Consider the following 14,937-nt stretch of genomic DNA (forward strand, 5'->3'; position numbering starts at 1 on the left):
CGGCATGGAGCACTCGATTGTAGGCGAGTTGGAATAACCCCGCAAACGAGCGGCCTTTATGCCGGATATCGTTTGCGCAGGGCTTTTCCGAATGAACCGCGATGCGTTTTGCGCCGATGCAACGACGCTCGAACAACGCTTTCCATGCCTGCTTGGCGCGCAGGCGAGACGGCTGCAATCGCGTTGCAATCTTCACGCAACCGGTGTGCAAACTTCCTGCAACGAGACTGCAACAATCGCTTGCCGCGACGATATTTCGTCGCGGCGAAGCGATCGGGCGATTGCGCCGGTGCCTCGCTGAGCAGCAAGCAACGGGCCCGGCAGGCCGGCTGCGAGCCCAGATCAGAAACCGTCGGCGAGACGCGGCTGGACATCGGCGAGCGCGACGTCAGCGCTGCCCTGCGCGAGATGCACGGTGAGCCGCTTGCCGGGCTTGAGCGTGGCGGGCGAGCGCACCGCTGCACCGCTTTGCGCATCGAGCAGCGCCGCGTAGCCGCGCTCGAACGTGCGTTGCGGGCTCAGCACTTCGAGGCGGGCCGTGAGCTCCGAAACGCGCGCTGCTTCGCGCTCGCGCTGGCGCGCGAAGGCGCCGTCCAGACGCCGGCCGAGCGACTCCAGCTGGGCGCGCTGCGCGGCGGCGTCGGGCCGCGCGCGCTGCCAGCGCATCTGCATGACGTTCAGGCGCGCACGCGCCTCGGCGCTGGCACGCGAGCCGGCCGAAGCGAGCCGTATCGTCAGCTGGCGCAGGTGCGTGCGCTGCTGCGCGAGCCGCTCGACGGGCGAAACGAGCCGGCGCGCCAGCCAGTCGAGCTGCTGCGCGCGCCGCTCGAGCAGACGGCCGAAATCGCGTGCGAGCGTGGCATGGCGCTGGTCGAGGTCGCGCAGCAGCAGCGTGCGCTGCGGACTGACGAGTTCCGCCGCGCCAGTGGGCGTCGGCGCGCGCACGTCGGCGGCAAAATCGGCGATCGTGAAATCGGTTTCGTGCCCCACGCCGCTCACCACGGGAATGGCGCTGGCCGCGATCGCGCGGGCAAGCGCCTCGTCGTTGAACGACCACAGGTCCTCGATCGAGCCGCCGCCGCGGCACAGCACGAGCACGTCCACCTCGTTGCGCGCGTTCGCTGTCTCCAGCATCGCCGTGAGTTTTTCCGCCGAGCCCGCGCCCTGCACCGGCGCGGGGTAGACGATCACCGGCACGTGCGGCGCGCGGCGGCACAGCGTGGTCAGCACGTCGCGCAGCGCGGCGGCCTGCATCGACGTAATCACGCCGATGGCGCGCGGATGCGAGGGCAGCGCGCGTTTGCGCTCTGGGTCGAAGAGCCCTTCAGCTTCGAGCTGCGCCTTCAGCCGCAGGAAGGCTTCATAAAGGCGGCCCTGGCCGGTACGCCGCACGGCCTCGACATTTAGCTGGAGCTCGCCGCGCGGCTCGTACATCGTGACGAGCGCGCGCACTTCGATACGGTCGCCTTCGCGCGGCGTGAATTCGGCGTACTGCGCACGGCCACGGAACATCACGCAGCGAATCTGCGCCTGGGCGTCCTTGATCGAGAAGTACCAGTGGCCGCTCGCGGCGCGCGTAAAGTTGGAAACTTCGCCGGAAATCCATGCAAGCGGGAACGTGCGCTCGAGCATCGAGGCGATCGCCCGGTTGAGCGCCGAGACCGGCACGACGACGTCGCCCGAAGGCGCGGAGGAAGCGGAGAAGCGGTCGGATAGCATGCGTAAGGGTGTGGAGAAACCTTGGCCGGACAGACGATAGACCGTTCGGGGGGCGATAGTCCAGCACGAATGAGACCCGGCCCGCAAGCCCCGCGAAGTGTCCACATCGGCGCTGTCATGCGGCATGCTGACCGCAGCCGGCCCGCAAACGCTGAAAAAATCGCTCACGCCATTGATTTCTATACGTTTTTTATCGATATCACATCCTTACAGGCCGATGGAGAGGCCGAGGAATGGGCTTTCGCGCCTTCCCGGGATGTGCTTCTCCACAAAGTTATCCACAGGCGTCGATTTTTCGGGCGTTTCGCGCGGCTTGCAGGCAACCGACAGTTGCGTGCGGCCCGGCAACTTGCCGCGTAACGCCTACCCGCGCTAGAGTGCCGGGTTCACGAACGCCTGTGCCGCATCACTCGCATGCGCAGGTCATTCGTCTGCCGTCCTGTTTGTCGCTCAGCTCACCTGGAACCGGAGAACCGACCCGATGCCCGCCCTGCCTGTCTGCTTCCCGCATACCGCGTGCGGCGCTTCGCGCGCAAATTACCGCGCATATTGCCGATGAGCGGCCCCGTCTCCAGTCTCAAGGAACGCCTCGAAGCGCAGTTTGCGCACGCCTGGCAACGCCGCGGCGCACTCGCCTGGGGGCTCACGCCGCTCGCCGCCGCGTTCGCCGCCGTGAGCGGTGCGCGCCGCGCCGCCTTCGCGGCGGGCTGGCTCAAGAGCGTTCGTGTGGGCGTGCCCGTGGTGGTGGTCGGCAACGTGACCGTGGGTGGCACGGGCAAGACGCCCACGGTGATCGCGCTCGTCGAGGCGCTGCGCGCCGCGGGCTTCTCGCCGGGCGTGGTCTCGCGCGGGTATGGCGCGAAAATCGCCCGCCCCACGCCCGTCACGGCCGATACGCCCGCGCGCCTTTGCGGCGACGAACCCCTGTTGATCGCCCGCCGCACGGGCGTGCCCGTCTGGGTCTCGCCCGACCGCGTGGCCGCGGCCACGGCGCTGTGCGGCGCTCACGGCGATGTCGACGTGATCGTGAGCGACGACGGCCTGCAGCACTACCGCCTGGTGCGCGACGTCGAGATCGTGGTGTTCGACCATCGCCTGGGCGGCAATGGCTTTCTGCTGCCGGCGGGCCCGCTGCGTGAGCCGCTCTCGCGCCGGCGCGACGCCACGCTGGTGAACAATCCGTTCGAGCGCACGCTGCCGGCCTGGCCCAATACGTTCGCGCTCAAGCTCGAACCCGCCGACGCCTGGCATCTCGCCAATCCGGCGCTGCGGCGTCCGCTCGCGCAGTTTGCCGCCGGCGCGGCCGCAGTGGGGCAAGACGCAGGCACACAGGGATCGCCGGGCGCGCTGCGCCTCGTGGCGGCGGCCGGCATCGGTTCGCCGGAGCGCTTTTTCGCGACGCTGCGCGCGGCCGGCCTCGCGCCGCAAACGCTGCCGCTGCCGGACCACTACGCCTACGCAACCAACCCGTTCGCCGACGTCACCGCCGACGCGATCCTGGTCACCGAAAAGGATGCAGTAAAATTGGGGGCCTGGAACGACGCGCGCATCTGGGTCGTCCCCGTTGAAGCCGCGCTCGATCATCGCCTCATTACCCTGGTTGTGGAGAAACTTCGTGGACGCTCGTCTGCTTGAAATCCTGGTCTGCCCGATCTGCAAGGGCCCGCTCAGCTATGACCGCGCCGCGCAGGAGCTGATCTGCAACGCCGACAAGCTCGCCTACCCGATCCGGGACGGCATTCCAGTCATGCTCGTCGACGAAGCGCGTCAAACCGTGGAAGGCACGCCGGTCGATCCGCACGGGCCGAGCGCCGCGTAAGGCGCGCGGGCGGCGGCACCCGCGCCGCTCACTCCGCTCATCTCGTCTTACCGGCTCGAAACCGGGTCACGCGCGCCGCCCCCCGGCGCACTGTCGTCTCCCAAGGCGGTTTCCCGAACCGGTTTCCCCAATCCCCCTTTCCTGTCCTAGCTCGAACTGGCCATGACCGCACCCGTGCAACCCTTCATCGCCGTCGTCCCGGCGCGTCTCGCGTCCACGCGGCTGCCGAACAAACCGCTCGCCGACATCGGCGGCAAGCCCATGGTGGTGCGCGTGGCCGAGCGCGCGCGCGCTTCGGGCGCGCAGCAGGTGCTGATCGCCTCGGACGCCCAGAGCGTACTCGACGCCGCCCGCGCCCACGGTTTCGAGGCCGTGCTCACGCGCGCCGACCACCCGTCGGGCACCGACCGCTTAGCCGAAGTCGCCGAGCACTACGGCTGGAGCGACGAGACGATCGTGGTCAACGTGCAGGGCGACGAGCCGCTGATCGACCCCGCGCTCGTGTGCGACGTTGCGTCGCACCTCGCCGCGCACCCCGAATGCGCGATCGCCACCGCCGCGCATCCCATCACGGCGCCCGACGAAATCTTCAGCCCGAACGTCGTGAAGGTCGTGCTGGACGCACGCGGCGTTGCACTCTACTTCTCGCGCGCGCCCATTCCCTGGGCCCGCGACGCCTGGCAGCCCCACTGGTCGCCGGCGCGCCTCGATCTCGGCGCAATGCCCGCCCCGCCGGCTCCCGCGACCGTTTATCGCCATATCGGCCTGTACGCGTACCGCGCGAAATTCCTGCGCAGCTACCCCTTGCTCGCGCATTCGCCGATCGAGCAGGTCGAGGCGCTGGAGCAGCTTCGCGCGATGTGGCACGGCGAGCGCATCGCGGTGCTCGTGACGACCGAGGCACCCGCGCCGGGCGTCGACACCCCCGCCGACCTCGCCCGTGTGCAGGCGTTATACCGGCCTTAATTCCGTCCGTGGGGCAAAAATCCCATGGCATAATCAATTGTTTGCGCGAGCCGTCTAAAGCCTTTGTGCGTCGGGGTTTCCCCGCTTTTCGGCACCGTCTTGCAGCGCCGCCCCGTGTCCAGTGCCACTCATGAACACCGGGCGAAAGCCGCGCGGGACATGCCGTCGCCCCCGCCAGCACTGCCTCGACGGCCGTGAGCGAACGGGCGAGGAGACGCACGACGCTGACGATGCCGCCCCACCGCGCGTGCGGGGCAGCCGCCGCGCCGCAAGAATTCACACAGATCGGAGATTGTTCACATGCGTTTGATCCTGTTGGGCGCCCCGGGCGCGGGCAAGGGAACCCAGGCAACCTTCATCAAGGAAAAGTTCGGCATTCCGCAAATCTCGACGGGCGACATGCTGCGCGCGGCAGTCAAGGCCGGTACGCCGCTTGGCCTCGAAGCGAAGCGATTCATGGACGCCGGCGAACTCGTGACCGACGAGCTCATCATCAATCTCGTGAAGGAGCGCCTTCAGGAGCCCGACTGCCAGAACGGCTACCTGTTCGACGGCTTCCCGCGCACGCTGCCGCAAGCCGAAGCGATGAAGCAGGCGGGCGTCGCGATCGACTACGTGCTCGAGATCGACGTGCCGTTCGACGAGATCATCACGCGCATGAGCGGCCGCCGCATGCACCCGGCTTCGGGCCGCACGTATCACGTCAAGTTCAATCCGCCGAAAGTGGACATGACGGACGACGTGACGGGCGAACCGCTCGTCCAGCGCGACGACGACAAGGAAGAAACGGTGCGCAAGCGCCTTGACGTGTACGTCGCCCAGACCAAGCCGCTCATCGCGTACTACAGCGACTGGGCGAAGCGCGGTGAGGAAAACGGCCTGCAGGCGCCGCAGTATCGCGCCATCTCGGGCCTCGGCAGCGTCGACGAAATTCGCGAGCGCGCGTTCGAAGCGCTCAAGTAAGCGGGCCAAAGTCCGCCGGGTCAAAGTCCGCCCCGGAGCCGGTTTCGGCATACTTGCTGGTTTGCCTGCGGGCCGGCTGGCGCCGCACTCCCGAGGTGATTCGGGACGCGACGCCAGCCGGCCCGTTTTGTTTTTTGGTGAGTCTCGCGCGCATTGCCTCTCTGCGTGGGACAGCACGGCCATAACGACAGGAGACGAAAGATGCAAATCCGCGGCAACGTATTTCTCATCACCGGCGGCGCGTCGGGGCTCGGCGCGGCCAGCGCGCGTCTGATCGCGGCCGAAGGCGGCAAGGTCGTCATCGCCGACCTCAACGAGGACGCCGGCAACGCGCTCGCGAAGGAACTGGACGGCACGTTCGTGAAGTGCAACGTCGCGAGCGAGGACGACGGCGCGCGCGCCGTGGCCGCGGCAACTGCGCGCGGCACGCTGCGCGGCCTCGTGAACTGCGCGGGCATCGCGCCCGCCGTGAAGACCGTGGGCAAGGACGGCCCGCATCCGCTCGACACGTTCTCGAAGACCATTTCGGTCAATCTGATCGGCACCTTCAACATGATCCGCCTCGGTGCAGCCGCCATCGCCCAGACCGCGCCCAGCGAGTGCGGCGAGCGCGGCGTGATCGTCAACACGGCTTCAGTGGCCGCTTACGACGGCCAGATCGGCCAGGCGGCCTACGCCGCGTCGAAGGGCGGCGTCGTCGCAATGACGCTGCCGATCGCGCGCGACCTTTCGCGCAGCGGCATCCGCGTGATGACGATCGCGCCCGGCATCTTCGAAACGCCGATGCTGCTCGGGATGCCCAAGGAGGTGCAGGATGCGCTCGGCGCGATGGTCCCGTTCCCGCCGCGCCTCGGCAAGCCGGATGAGTACGCGATGCTCGTCAAGCAGATCGTCGAGAATCCGATGCTCAACGGCGAGGTGATCCGTCTGGACGGCGCGATCCGCATGCAGCCGAAGTAACGGCGCGCGCTCTCCCCGCGCGAAAAAAAGCCCGCGATTTTTGTCGCGGGCTTTTTTTCTGCGGCCAGGCCGCGGGTTTCAGTCGTTATCGAGCGTGCGCTGGCGCAACTCGTGCAGCTGCGACTCGACGACGGTCGCGTCTTCCGCGTCGGGGCGCTCGTCGAGATAGTGTTCGAGGTCTTCGAGCGCCGGGCGCAGATAGTCGAGCCGAGCATAAGCGAAGCCGCGGTCGCGCACTTCCTCGATGTTCTCCGGCAGCAGGATGACGAGCCGCTGCTGGATGGCCAGCAGGCGCTGCCAGCGCTCGGTCTGCAGATAGACCGACTTCAGGTTGCGCAGCATGCGCGCGACGATCTCGCGACGGGTGGCCGGCTCGAGCAGCATGCGCAGCGCGCGCGCCACGGAATCGCCGGCGTTGGCCACGAACGGCTCGAGCATCTCCACCATGTCGGATTCGGTGAGCGTGCGGCCCGTGGTGGGATCGAGCATCTCGTCGCCTTCGGGCAACGCCACGCGCAGCAGAAAATGTCCCGGAAACGACACGCCCTTCACCGGCAGGCCGAGCTGGGTCGCCATTTCCAGATACAGCACCGCGAGCGAAATGGGGATGCCGCGCCGGCGTTTGAGCACGGCGTTCAGATGGCTGTTTTCAGGGTCGAGAAAGTCGTTGAGGTTGGCCGCGAAACCCATCTCGCGAAAGAAGCAGCGGTTGAGCACGGCAACCTGCTGGCGCACGTCCGCCCCTTCGGGCATGCGGCGGCGCACACGCAGCGCGAGTTCGTCGATCTCGGCAAGCGTGCCTTGCAGATCGAGATCGGGATAAGCGTCCTGCGCGATCGCGAGCGCCGCCTCGGTGAGCGGCAGGCTCTCGTCGTCGGCAACGAGCGCGCTGAAATAATCCAGAACCCGCGTAGTCATCGTCGTCACTTCGCCCGCCTCTTGAAGTACGCGTATTTGAAGCCCATCAGCCAAAGCATACCGAAATATAGCGCCGCGAACAGGACGAGGCACGCACCGAGCAACGCGATGCGCTCGAGCGGCGCATGACGCAGTGCGATCCAGTCGTAGCTGATGGCGCACCAGTGCATCGCCCCGGCCAGCACGAGACATGCCCCGAGCAACTGCACGAAGAACGTCGCCCAGCCGGAGGACGGCATATAGATGCCGCGGCGGCGCAGCCCGATGAACAGCAGCAGCGCGTTCATGCAGGCGCCGAGGCCGACCGAGAGCGTCAAGCCCGCGTGCGAGAAGATCGGCACGAAGAGGTAGTTGCTGATCTGCGTGGCGATGAGCACGCCCACACCGATCTTGACCGGCGTCTTGATGTCCTGACGCGCGTAGAAGCCGGGCGCGAGGATCTTGATGAGGATGAGGCCGACGAGCCCCACCCCGTACGCCGCGAGTGCGCGGCCCGTCATGATGACGGACGTGGCGTCGAACTTGCCGTAGTGAAACAGCGTGGCCGTGAGCGGCTCGGCGAAGAAAAAGAGCGCAACGGCCGAAGGCGCGGCAAGCAGGAACGTCACGCGCAGGCCCCAGTCGAGCAACGCCGAGTACTCGTGCGGATCGGCATCGACGTGCGCTTTCGAGAGGCTCGGCAGCAGGATGGTGCCGAGCGCCACGCCGAGCAGCGCCGTCGGGAACTCCATCAGGCGGTCGGCGTAGTTGATCCACGACACCGCGCCCGGTCCGAGCCGCGAGGCGATATTGGTGTTGATGATGAGGCTGATCTGCGCGACCGAGACGGCGAACATGGCGGGCACCATCTTCGCGAGCACCCGCTTCACGCCTTTGTGCGCGAGCGCCTTGAGCGGGTTCAGGCCGATGCGCGGCATCATGTCGATGCGCTTCAAGCCCGGCAACTGCACAATGAACTGCAGCACGCCGCCGACGATCACGGCCCACGCGAGCGCGTAGACGGGCTGCTTCATGTGCGGCGCGAAGGCCACTGCCGCCGTGATGAACGAGACATTGAGCAGCACCGGCGCGAACGCGGGCAGCGAGAACTGCTTGTACGTGTTGAGCACGCCCGACGCGAGCGACGTCAGCGAGATGAACACGATATAGGGGAACATGATGCGCGTCATCGTGACGGCAAGCGGGAACGCTTGCCCGTCGCTCTTCAAGCCCGACGCGACCACGATCACGACGAACGATGCGCCGAAAATGCCGAGCAACGAGAGGACGGCGAGCACCCACGCAAGCACGGTCGAGGTGGCGTCGACGAGCGCGCGTGTGGCGTCGTGGCCCTTCTGGTTCTTGAACTCCGCGAGAATCGGCACGAACGCCTGCGAAAAGGCGCCCTCCGCCGAGATGCGGCGCAGCAGGTTGGGAATACGAAACGCGACGTAGAAAGCGTCGGTGTACTGGCTCGCACCGAAGGCGCGCGCAATCAGCGTTTCTCGGGCCAGACCGGTCACGCGCGACAGCAGCGTGAAGCCGCTGACTGTCAGCAGGGCTCGGAATAGATTCATGGGGCGGTCATTATACGGGCGTCGTCCGCTCCATCGCGGATGCGCAGCGCAAAGGTCGGCGCAAAACCCCGCACGACGCCGCAGGCGAGCGGGAGGCAAAGACCAGGCGCGCTGATTGTGACCGTGTCGCGTGAAAGGCGTTCACGTCCGGCGGCGCTTGTCTTCGCTATCGCACTGTGATTGCCACCATCATGATTCTGTTGCTATAATCATCGATTCGAGTTCTCCCAGAGGGCTCGAAACGCGTCTTGGAAAGAGAGCAGGAAAGCGTCAGCAACCCGGCGTCAGCAACCCGCTCTGGCACAAAAGGCGCGGCTGGTTGAGCGAAACTCAGCTGGCAAATACCGTTTTGAACGTTTCAGGCATCGCTGCCGGTCGTTCAAATCCAGGCAAAGAGCGTCGGTCGCACCACGCTCCGCAATCACAAGGAATCGCAATGGCAAACTCCGCACAAGCACGCAAGCGCGCCCGTCAGGCCGCGAAAGCAAACTCGCACAACTCGGCACTGCGCTCGAAGTTCCGCACCGCCATCAAGGCTGTTCGCAAGGCAATCGACGCCGGCGACCAGGCTAAGGCTGCTGAAGTTCTGAAGGCATCGGGCAAGACGCTCGACATCATCGCCGACAAGAAGATCGTTCACAAGAACAAGGCCGCTCGCCATAAGAGCCGCCTGGCTGCTGCCGTCAAGGCAATGCAAGCCGCGCAGTAAAGAGGTCCGGATTGCCGGCCACGGCTGGCATCCCCTCTTTGAGCTGCACCACAAAAAACCCGCCTCGGCGGGTTTTTTTGTTTCTGTCGGGCGCAAAAAAACCCGCCGAGGCGGGTCCGTCCGTTGCCTGCGCCGCGCCGTCAGCGCACGTTGGCTTGCTGCGTGGCGTGGTCGTGAGGCAGTTCGCACGCCTCGGTCACGACGAGGTCGTTGTCCTTCGCGAAGTTCATCACGAAATTGAAGGCCATGGGCTCGATGTCCTTCAGGCGCGAGTCCAGCACGACGACCTTGAGGTCGCCGATCATCGTCGGGCGCACATAGAGCGAGTAGCGCAGATACGCATTCGGGCCGCGAGCATTGGCCGACGCTTTCGGACCAAAGCTCGACATCACCCCGGCGAGGCGCTCCGACCAGTCACTCGGACGAAACTTCTTCCCCGCGCTGGTGATGCCTTGAATGAAGTATTCGGTTGGAGCTTCGTCGGCCATGCAGGAGTACCTGTGTGTGTAGCTGCTGGGTGCGTTTGCAGCGTGTAACGGCGGCACGAGCGCTGCGCCCGCGCGGGTACCGCGGAACGCCGGCCGCGGGGGTCGCCCGCCGCCACACGCATGGACAGTCCGATGGATAGGAAACGGCTGCCGCGCATCCCGCCTGGCGTAAAGTCTCGATAATCGCCGCCGACGCGTGTCGCAAGCAGGTCTCGCAACGGGATCGACAGGACGATTTCGCGGCGCACTGCCAGTCGGCGCACAGGCCGCTCCAGCGGGCTTGCCTGGCGCGGCCGCGAGGTGTTGCCACCTTGCCGTCACACACGTTCAGGGCCCGTTTGTCGTGCCTAAGAAATCTCTGGGATTATAGCGCACTGACCGTTTTGACGCAGTGCACACAAGGCACTTGAAAGGCTGGATCCGGGCTCTCGCGATGCCCGCAAAACAGGCACGAAAGCCGTCGCAAAAGTGCCACCCACCGTACGCCGGGGCGCCCTGCCTATATTTTGGGCAACTCGTCAAAATGCGTAAAATCCTTTATGCTGCTTTGACTTACCACCAACCGCAGCGGCGTCGCCGGCCCAATCCTGTAGTTCGAGGCCGGATCGGGCGCCGTTTTTGTTTCATGACCTCCCGGACCATACGCCATTACCTGCAGTTCAAGGATTTCTCCCTTGACGAATATGAATATGTGCTGGAGCGTGCGCGCATCCTGAAGCGCAAGTTCAAGAACTACGAGACCTATCACCCGCTGCACGACCGCACGCTGGCGATGATCTTCGAGAAGAGCTCCACGCGCACGCGCCTTTCGTTCGAAGCGGGTATCTTCCAGCTGGGCGGCCACGCGGTGTTCATGAACACGCGCGACACGCAGCTCGGCCGCGGCGAGCCGATCGAAGATTCGGCGCAGGTCATCTCGCGCATGGTCGACATCATCATGATCCGCACATTCGGCCAGGACATCCTGCAGCGCTTCGCCGAAAGCTCGCGCGTGCCGGTCATCAACGGTCTCACGAACGAGTACCACCCCTGCCAGGTGCTGGCCGACATCTTCACGTACTACGAGCACCGCGGTCCGATCCGCGGCAAGACCGTGGCGTGGGTCGGCGACGCCAACAACATGCTCTACACGTGGATCGAAGCTGCGCAGATCCTCGGCTTCAAGCTGCGCATCTCCACGCCGCCGGGTTATCCGCTCGATCCGGCGCTGGTCGCGCCGGAAAGCAAACCGTTCTACGAAGTGTTCGACGACCCGCACGACGCCTGCGACGGCGCCGACCTCGTCACGACCGACGTCTGGACCAGCATGGGCTTCGAGGCCGAAAACGAAGCGCGCAAGCAGGCCTTCGCCGACTGGTGCGTGGACGCGCCGATGATGGCCCGCGCCAACGCCGATGCGCTTTTCATGCACTGCCTGCCCGCGCACCGCGGCGAGGAAGTGAGCGCCGAGGTGATCGACGGCCCGCAGAGCGTAGTCTGGGACGAGGCGGAAAACCGCCTGCACGTGCAGAAGGCGCTCATGGAGTTCCTGCTGCTCGGCCGCCTGAACCACTGAGCCTCGCGCACATCACCAAGAAGAAAGCCGACCTGAAAGTCGGCTTTTTTTGTGCGCGCTGCGGCGCGCGCCTCGTTCATCAGACCGTTTCACCAAGACGGCGCGCCAGCGACTTCAGAAGCGGCGCCACGCGCTCGCGAAACACCTCGGGGCCCATCGACGAAGCCGGCCCGCTGCAGCTGAGCACGAGCCAGCGACGCTCGCGCGGCTCGCGAAACGGCACCGCCACCGCGTTGACGTCTTCGTGCCAGTCGCGAAACGAATAGCAGCACCCCTCCTTGCCGAACACCTCGATCTCGTGTTTCGCGGCCGCAACCAACGCCGGCCCTTCGGCGCCCGCTGCCTTCTCCAGTTCCGCGAACAACGCCATCCGCACATCGATGGGCTGCACGGCCAGATACGCGCGGCCCATCGAACTCGTCAGCATCGAGAGCCGCGAGCCCGACGCGAGGCCGAGCGTGAGCGCCGTCTCGCTGCGGATCGTCTCCAGATAGATCACGTCGAGGCCGTCACGGCACCCCAGCGACACCGCGGCGCCCACCTCGCGCGCGAATGCGCGCATATGCGGGCGGGCGAGTTCGAGCGTGTCCGTGCCGGAAAGCAGCGCAAAGCCGAGCGACAGCACCCCGGCGTCGAGCGCATATTTGCCTAGCGATTCGTCAAAGCGCAGATAACCGAGCACGGTGAGCGTGTATGCGAGCCGGTTCACGGTCGCCTTGGGCAGGCCCGTGCGCTCCACGAAATCGCGGTTGCCGAGCAGCGTCTCGCCGGGACGGAATGCGCGCAGCAGGTCGAGCCCGCGGGCGAGCGCCACGACGAACTTGCGCTCGTCGACCGGCCCCTCGGCCAGCGAAGCAGAAAAAGAGGAAGTCGTAGTCATTCCGGATGCAGACATGGTCGCCCTGGTGCTACACTAAAGTCAATTTGCAAAACATTGTTCCGCATAGCGGAACTCACGTCAAGCGCAAATCTGCCCATTTCAAGGATTTGAGGAAAGGAGAGACACCATGGCCGCACACGCCCAGTTCCATTGGGAAGACCCGCTTCTGCTCGACCAGCAGCTCACCGAAGAGGAGCGCATGGTGCGCGACGCCGCCGCCGCGTACGCCCAGGACAAGCTCGCGCCGCGCGTGCTGGAAGCGTTCCGCCACGAGAAGACGGACGCCTCGATCTTCCGCGAGATGGGCGAAGTCGGCCTGCTCGGCCCGACGATTCCCGAGCAATACGGGGGCCCCGGCCTCAATTACGTAGCTTATGGCCTGATCGCGCGCGAAGTGGAGCGCGTCGACTCCGGTTATCGCTCGATGATGTCGGTGCAGTCGTCGCTCGTGATGGTGCCGATCTTCGAATTCGGCTCGGAAGCGCAAAAGCAGAAGTACCTGCCCAAGCTCGCGAGCGGCGAATGGATCGGCTGCTTCGGCCTCACGGAGCCGAACCACGGCTCGGACCCGGGCAGCATGGTCACGCGTGCGAAGAAGGTGAACGGCGGCTACGCGCTCTCGGGCGCGAAGATGTGGATCACGAACTCGCCGATCGCCGATGTTTTCGTCGTCTGGGCGAAGCTCGAAGAAGACGGCAAGGACGACATCCGCGGCTTCATTCTGGAGAAGGGCTGGAAGGGTCTGTCGGCGCCGGCTATCCATGGCAAGGTGGGTCTGCGCGCTTCGATCACCGGCGAAATCGTGCTCGACGAAGTGTTCGTGCCGGAAGAAAACCTCATGCCGGGCGTGAAGGGCTTGCGCGGTCCGTTCACCTGCCTGAACTCGGCGCGCTACGGCATTGCCTGGGGCGCGCTCGGCGCCGCGGAATCGTGCTGGCACACCGCGCGCCAGTACGTGCTCGACCGCAAGCAGTTCGGCCGCCCGCTTGCCGCGAACCAGCTGATCCAGAAGAAGCTCGCCGACATGCAAACGGAAATCACGCTCGGGCTGCAGGGCTGCCTGCGTCTTGGCCGCATGAAGGACGAAGGCACGGCGGCCGTCGAGATCACGTCGATCATGAAGCGCAACTCGTGCGGCAAGTCGCTCGACATCGCGCGTCTCGCCCGCGACATGCTGGGCGGCAACGGCATTTCCGACGAGTTCGGCGTGGCGCGCCACCTCGTGAATCTCGAAGTGGTGAACACGTACGAAGGCACGCACGACATCCACGCGCTGATCCTCGGCCGCGCACAAACGGGCATTCAGGCGTTCTTCTGATCGCCGCCCTGCCCGGCTTCGCCGGCGCATGAAAAAACGCCGCACGATTCGTTTCGTGCGGCGTTTCTGTTTCGGCGCCCGTGACGCGGACGCTGGCCGAACGGCTTACTTGTTGGGCTGCGGTGTCATGCGCAGATACGGACGCAGGGCCTTGTAGCCCTTCGGGAACTTCTGCTTGAGGACTTCCTCGTCCTTCAGCGACGGCACGATCACGACGTCGTCGCCCTGCTTCCAGTTGCCGGGCGTCGCGACCTGATAGTTGTCGGTGAGCTGCAGCGAGTCGATCACGCGCAGCACCTCGTCGAAGTTGCGGCCCGTGCTCGCCGGATAGGTGATGATGAGGCGCACCTTCTTGTTCGGGTCGATCACGAAGAGCGAGCGCACAGTGAGCGTCTCATTCGCGTTCGGATGGATCATGTCGTATAGCGTGGACACCTTGCGGTCGCCGTCCGCGAGAATCGGGAAGCCGACGTTAGCGGCTTGCGTCTCGTTGATGTCCTTGATCCACTCGTTGTGCGACTGGGCGCTATCCACCGAAAGCGCAATCGTCTTCACGTTGCGCTTCTCGAATTCGTCCTTGAGCCTGGCGGTCAGGCCAAGCTCGGTCGTGCAGACCGGCGTGAAGTCGGCCGGGTGTGAAAACAGCACGCCCCAGCTATTGCCGAGCCACTCGTGAAACTTGATGCGGCCAATGCTCGAATCCTGCTCGAAGTCGGGTGCGATATCGCCAAGACGTAGACTCATGGTGCGGTTCCTCTGAACGAAGTGAACGGGTTTGATCGAACCGGCGCGCGCTGCCCGTTGATCCAGTAGACGTTTACAACACTCAAGCATACATGCCCAGGTTGCGCCCCGCGAACGAACATCGGCTCACACCGGTATGAGTTTTTGTAATTTTGAGCCGATTGGAGGAAACTTTAGGTGCCGGATCAAATCAATGACTCACCTCGCGATTATTTGTGAGCGGGATCCAGAGCCCCGTCCATACACGCTCGCGGGAACGGATCGTGCGAACTCGCAGGTCGTGGCGGCGCGTCATGCTTGCCAGCGCCCGTATCTTTGTTACGATTCACGCGTGATGTGACA

General features: G+C 65.4%; 16 protein-coding genes. 9 read left to right on the forward strand and 7 right to left on the reverse strand.

The window, feature by feature from the left end; translation table 11 throughout:
* Positions 1–56: 56 nt before the first annotated feature.
* Together AB3X98_RS08125 and xseA are read right to left on the reverse strand one after the other, a co-directional pair.
* The gene (locus AB3X98_RS08125; protein WP_368604058.1) at positions 57–374 is read right to left on the reverse strand and encodes a hypothetical protein; all 318 of its coding nucleotides are present in this window, start codon (positions 372–374) and stop codon (positions 57–59) included.
* Entirely contained in the window at positions 343–1,719 is a 1,377-nt protein-coding gene (xseA, locus tag AB3X98_RS08130; RefSeq protein ID WP_368604059.1) for an exodeoxyribonuclease VII large subunit, read from the reverse strand. Before xseA ends, AB3X98_RS08125 begins: the two co-directional genes overlap by 32 nt.
* A 117-nt stretch (positions 1,720–1,836) precedes the next feature.
* Between xseA and AB3X98_RS08135 the strand changes: the two genes are divergently transcribed.
* The 6 genes from AB3X98_RS08135 (at position 1,837) to AB3X98_RS08160 (ending at position 6,427) form a co-directional block, all read left to right on the forward strand.
* Entirely contained in the window at positions 1,837–2,079 is a 243-nt protein-coding gene (locus AB3X98_RS08135; RefSeq protein WP_368604060.1) for a hypothetical protein, read from the forward strand.
* 195 nt (positions 2,080–2,274) lie between these two features.
* Positions 2,275–3,354, forward strand: a complete 1,080-nt coding sequence (gene lpxK, locus AB3X98_RS08140) for a tetraacyldisaccharide 4'-kinase (protein WP_069262789.1) — start codon at positions 2,275–2,277, stop codon at positions 3,352–3,354.
* Positions 3,335–3,538 (forward strand): Trm112 family protein, encoded by a 204-nt coding sequence (locus tag AB3X98_RS08145; RefSeq protein ID WP_042266182.1) that lies wholly within the window; start codon positions 3,335–3,337, stop codon positions 3,536–3,538. The genes lpxK and AB3X98_RS08145 overlap by 20 nt, the downstream gene beginning before the upstream one ends.
* Positions 3,539–3,700: 162 nt before the next feature.
* Positions 3,701–4,504, forward strand: a complete 804-nt coding sequence (kdsB, locus tag AB3X98_RS08150; protein WP_368604061.1) for a 3-deoxy-manno-octulosonate cytidylyltransferase — start codon at positions 3,701–3,703, stop codon at positions 4,502–4,504.
* A gap of 300 nt (positions 4,505–4,804) precedes the next feature.
* Positions 4,805–5,467, forward strand: coding sequence for an adenylate kinase (gene adk, locus AB3X98_RS08155; protein WP_069262791.1), 663 nt, complete (start codon positions 4,805–4,807; stop codon positions 5,465–5,467).
* A 201-nt stretch (positions 5,468–5,668) separates the two neighbouring features.
* Entirely contained in the window at positions 5,669–6,427 is a 759-nt protein-coding gene (locus AB3X98_RS08160; RefSeq protein ID WP_368604062.1) for a 3-hydroxyacyl-CoA dehydrogenase, read from the forward strand.
* Between the two features lie 78 nt (positions 6,428–6,505).
* On the opposite strand, the gene AB3X98_RS08165 is transcribed toward AB3X98_RS08160, so the two are convergent.
* Both AB3X98_RS08165 and murJ read right to left on the reverse strand, forming a co-directional pair.
* Positions 6,506–7,345 (reverse strand): SirB1 family protein, encoded by an 840-nt coding sequence (locus tag AB3X98_RS08165; protein WP_035513442.1) that lies wholly within the window; start codon positions 7,343–7,345, stop codon positions 6,506–6,508.
* Positions 7,346–7,350: 5 nt separating this feature from the next.
* Positions 7,351–8,901 (reverse strand): murein biosynthesis integral membrane protein MurJ, encoded by a 1,551-nt coding sequence (gene murJ / locus AB3X98_RS08170; RefSeq protein ID WP_069262793.1) that lies wholly within the window; start codon positions 8,899–8,901, stop codon positions 7,351–7,353.
* Positions 8,902–9,337: 436 nt separating this feature from the next.
* On the opposite strand from murJ, the gene rpsT reads away from it, so the two are divergent.
* Positions 9,338–9,610, forward strand: a complete 273-nt coding sequence (gene rpsT, locus AB3X98_RS08175) for a 30S ribosomal protein S20 (RefSeq protein WP_069262794.1) — start codon at positions 9,338–9,340, stop codon at positions 9,608–9,610.
* 140 nt (positions 9,611–9,750) lie between these two features.
* Here the strand turns inward: rpsT and AB3X98_RS08180 are convergent, their stop codons facing one another.
* Positions 9,751–10,098 carry a DUF3579 domain-containing protein gene (locus AB3X98_RS08180; RefSeq protein ID WP_069262795.1) on the reverse strand — a complete coding sequence of 116 codons (348 nt, stop codon included), beginning with the start codon at positions 10,096–10,098 and terminating at the stop codon, positions 9,751–9,753.
* A 625-nt stretch (positions 10,099–10,723) separates the two neighbouring features.
* On the opposite strand from AB3X98_RS08180, the gene argF reads away from it, so the two are divergent.
* Entirely contained in the window at positions 10,724–11,653 is a 930-nt protein-coding gene (argF, locus tag AB3X98_RS08185) for an ornithine carbamoyltransferase (protein ID WP_069262796.1), read from the forward strand.
* Positions 11,654–11,732: 79 nt separating this feature from the next.
* On the opposite strand, the gene AB3X98_RS08190 is transcribed toward argF, so the two are convergent.
* Positions 11,733–12,533: an IclR family transcriptional regulator gene (locus tag AB3X98_RS08190; protein WP_368604063.1), complete on the reverse strand. Its 801-nt coding sequence runs from the start codon at positions 12,531–12,533 to the stop codon at positions 11,733–11,735.
* A gap of 127 nt (positions 12,534–12,660) precedes the next feature.
* Between AB3X98_RS08190 and AB3X98_RS08195 the strand changes: the two genes are divergently transcribed.
* Positions 12,661–13,851 carry an acyl-CoA dehydrogenase gene (locus tag AB3X98_RS08195; protein ID WP_368604064.1) on the forward strand — a complete coding sequence of 397 codons (1,191 nt, stop codon included), beginning with the start codon at positions 12,661–12,663 and terminating at the stop codon, positions 13,849–13,851.
* A 105-nt stretch (positions 13,852–13,956) separates the two neighbouring features.
* Here the strand turns inward: AB3X98_RS08195 and AB3X98_RS08200 are convergent, their stop codons facing one another.
* Positions 13,957–14,595 (reverse strand): peroxiredoxin, encoded by a 639-nt coding sequence (locus AB3X98_RS08200; RefSeq protein ID WP_069262799.1) that lies wholly within the window; start codon positions 14,593–14,595, stop codon positions 13,957–13,959.
* Positions 14,596–14,937 lie beyond the last annotated feature (342 nt).

Source organism: Paraburkholderia sp. BR14312 (genome assembly GCF_040948675.1).
In the GTDB taxonomy this organism is placed as follows: Bacteria; Pseudomonadota; Gammaproteobacteria; order Burkholderiales; family Burkholderiaceae; genus Paraburkholderia; species Paraburkholderia nodosa_A.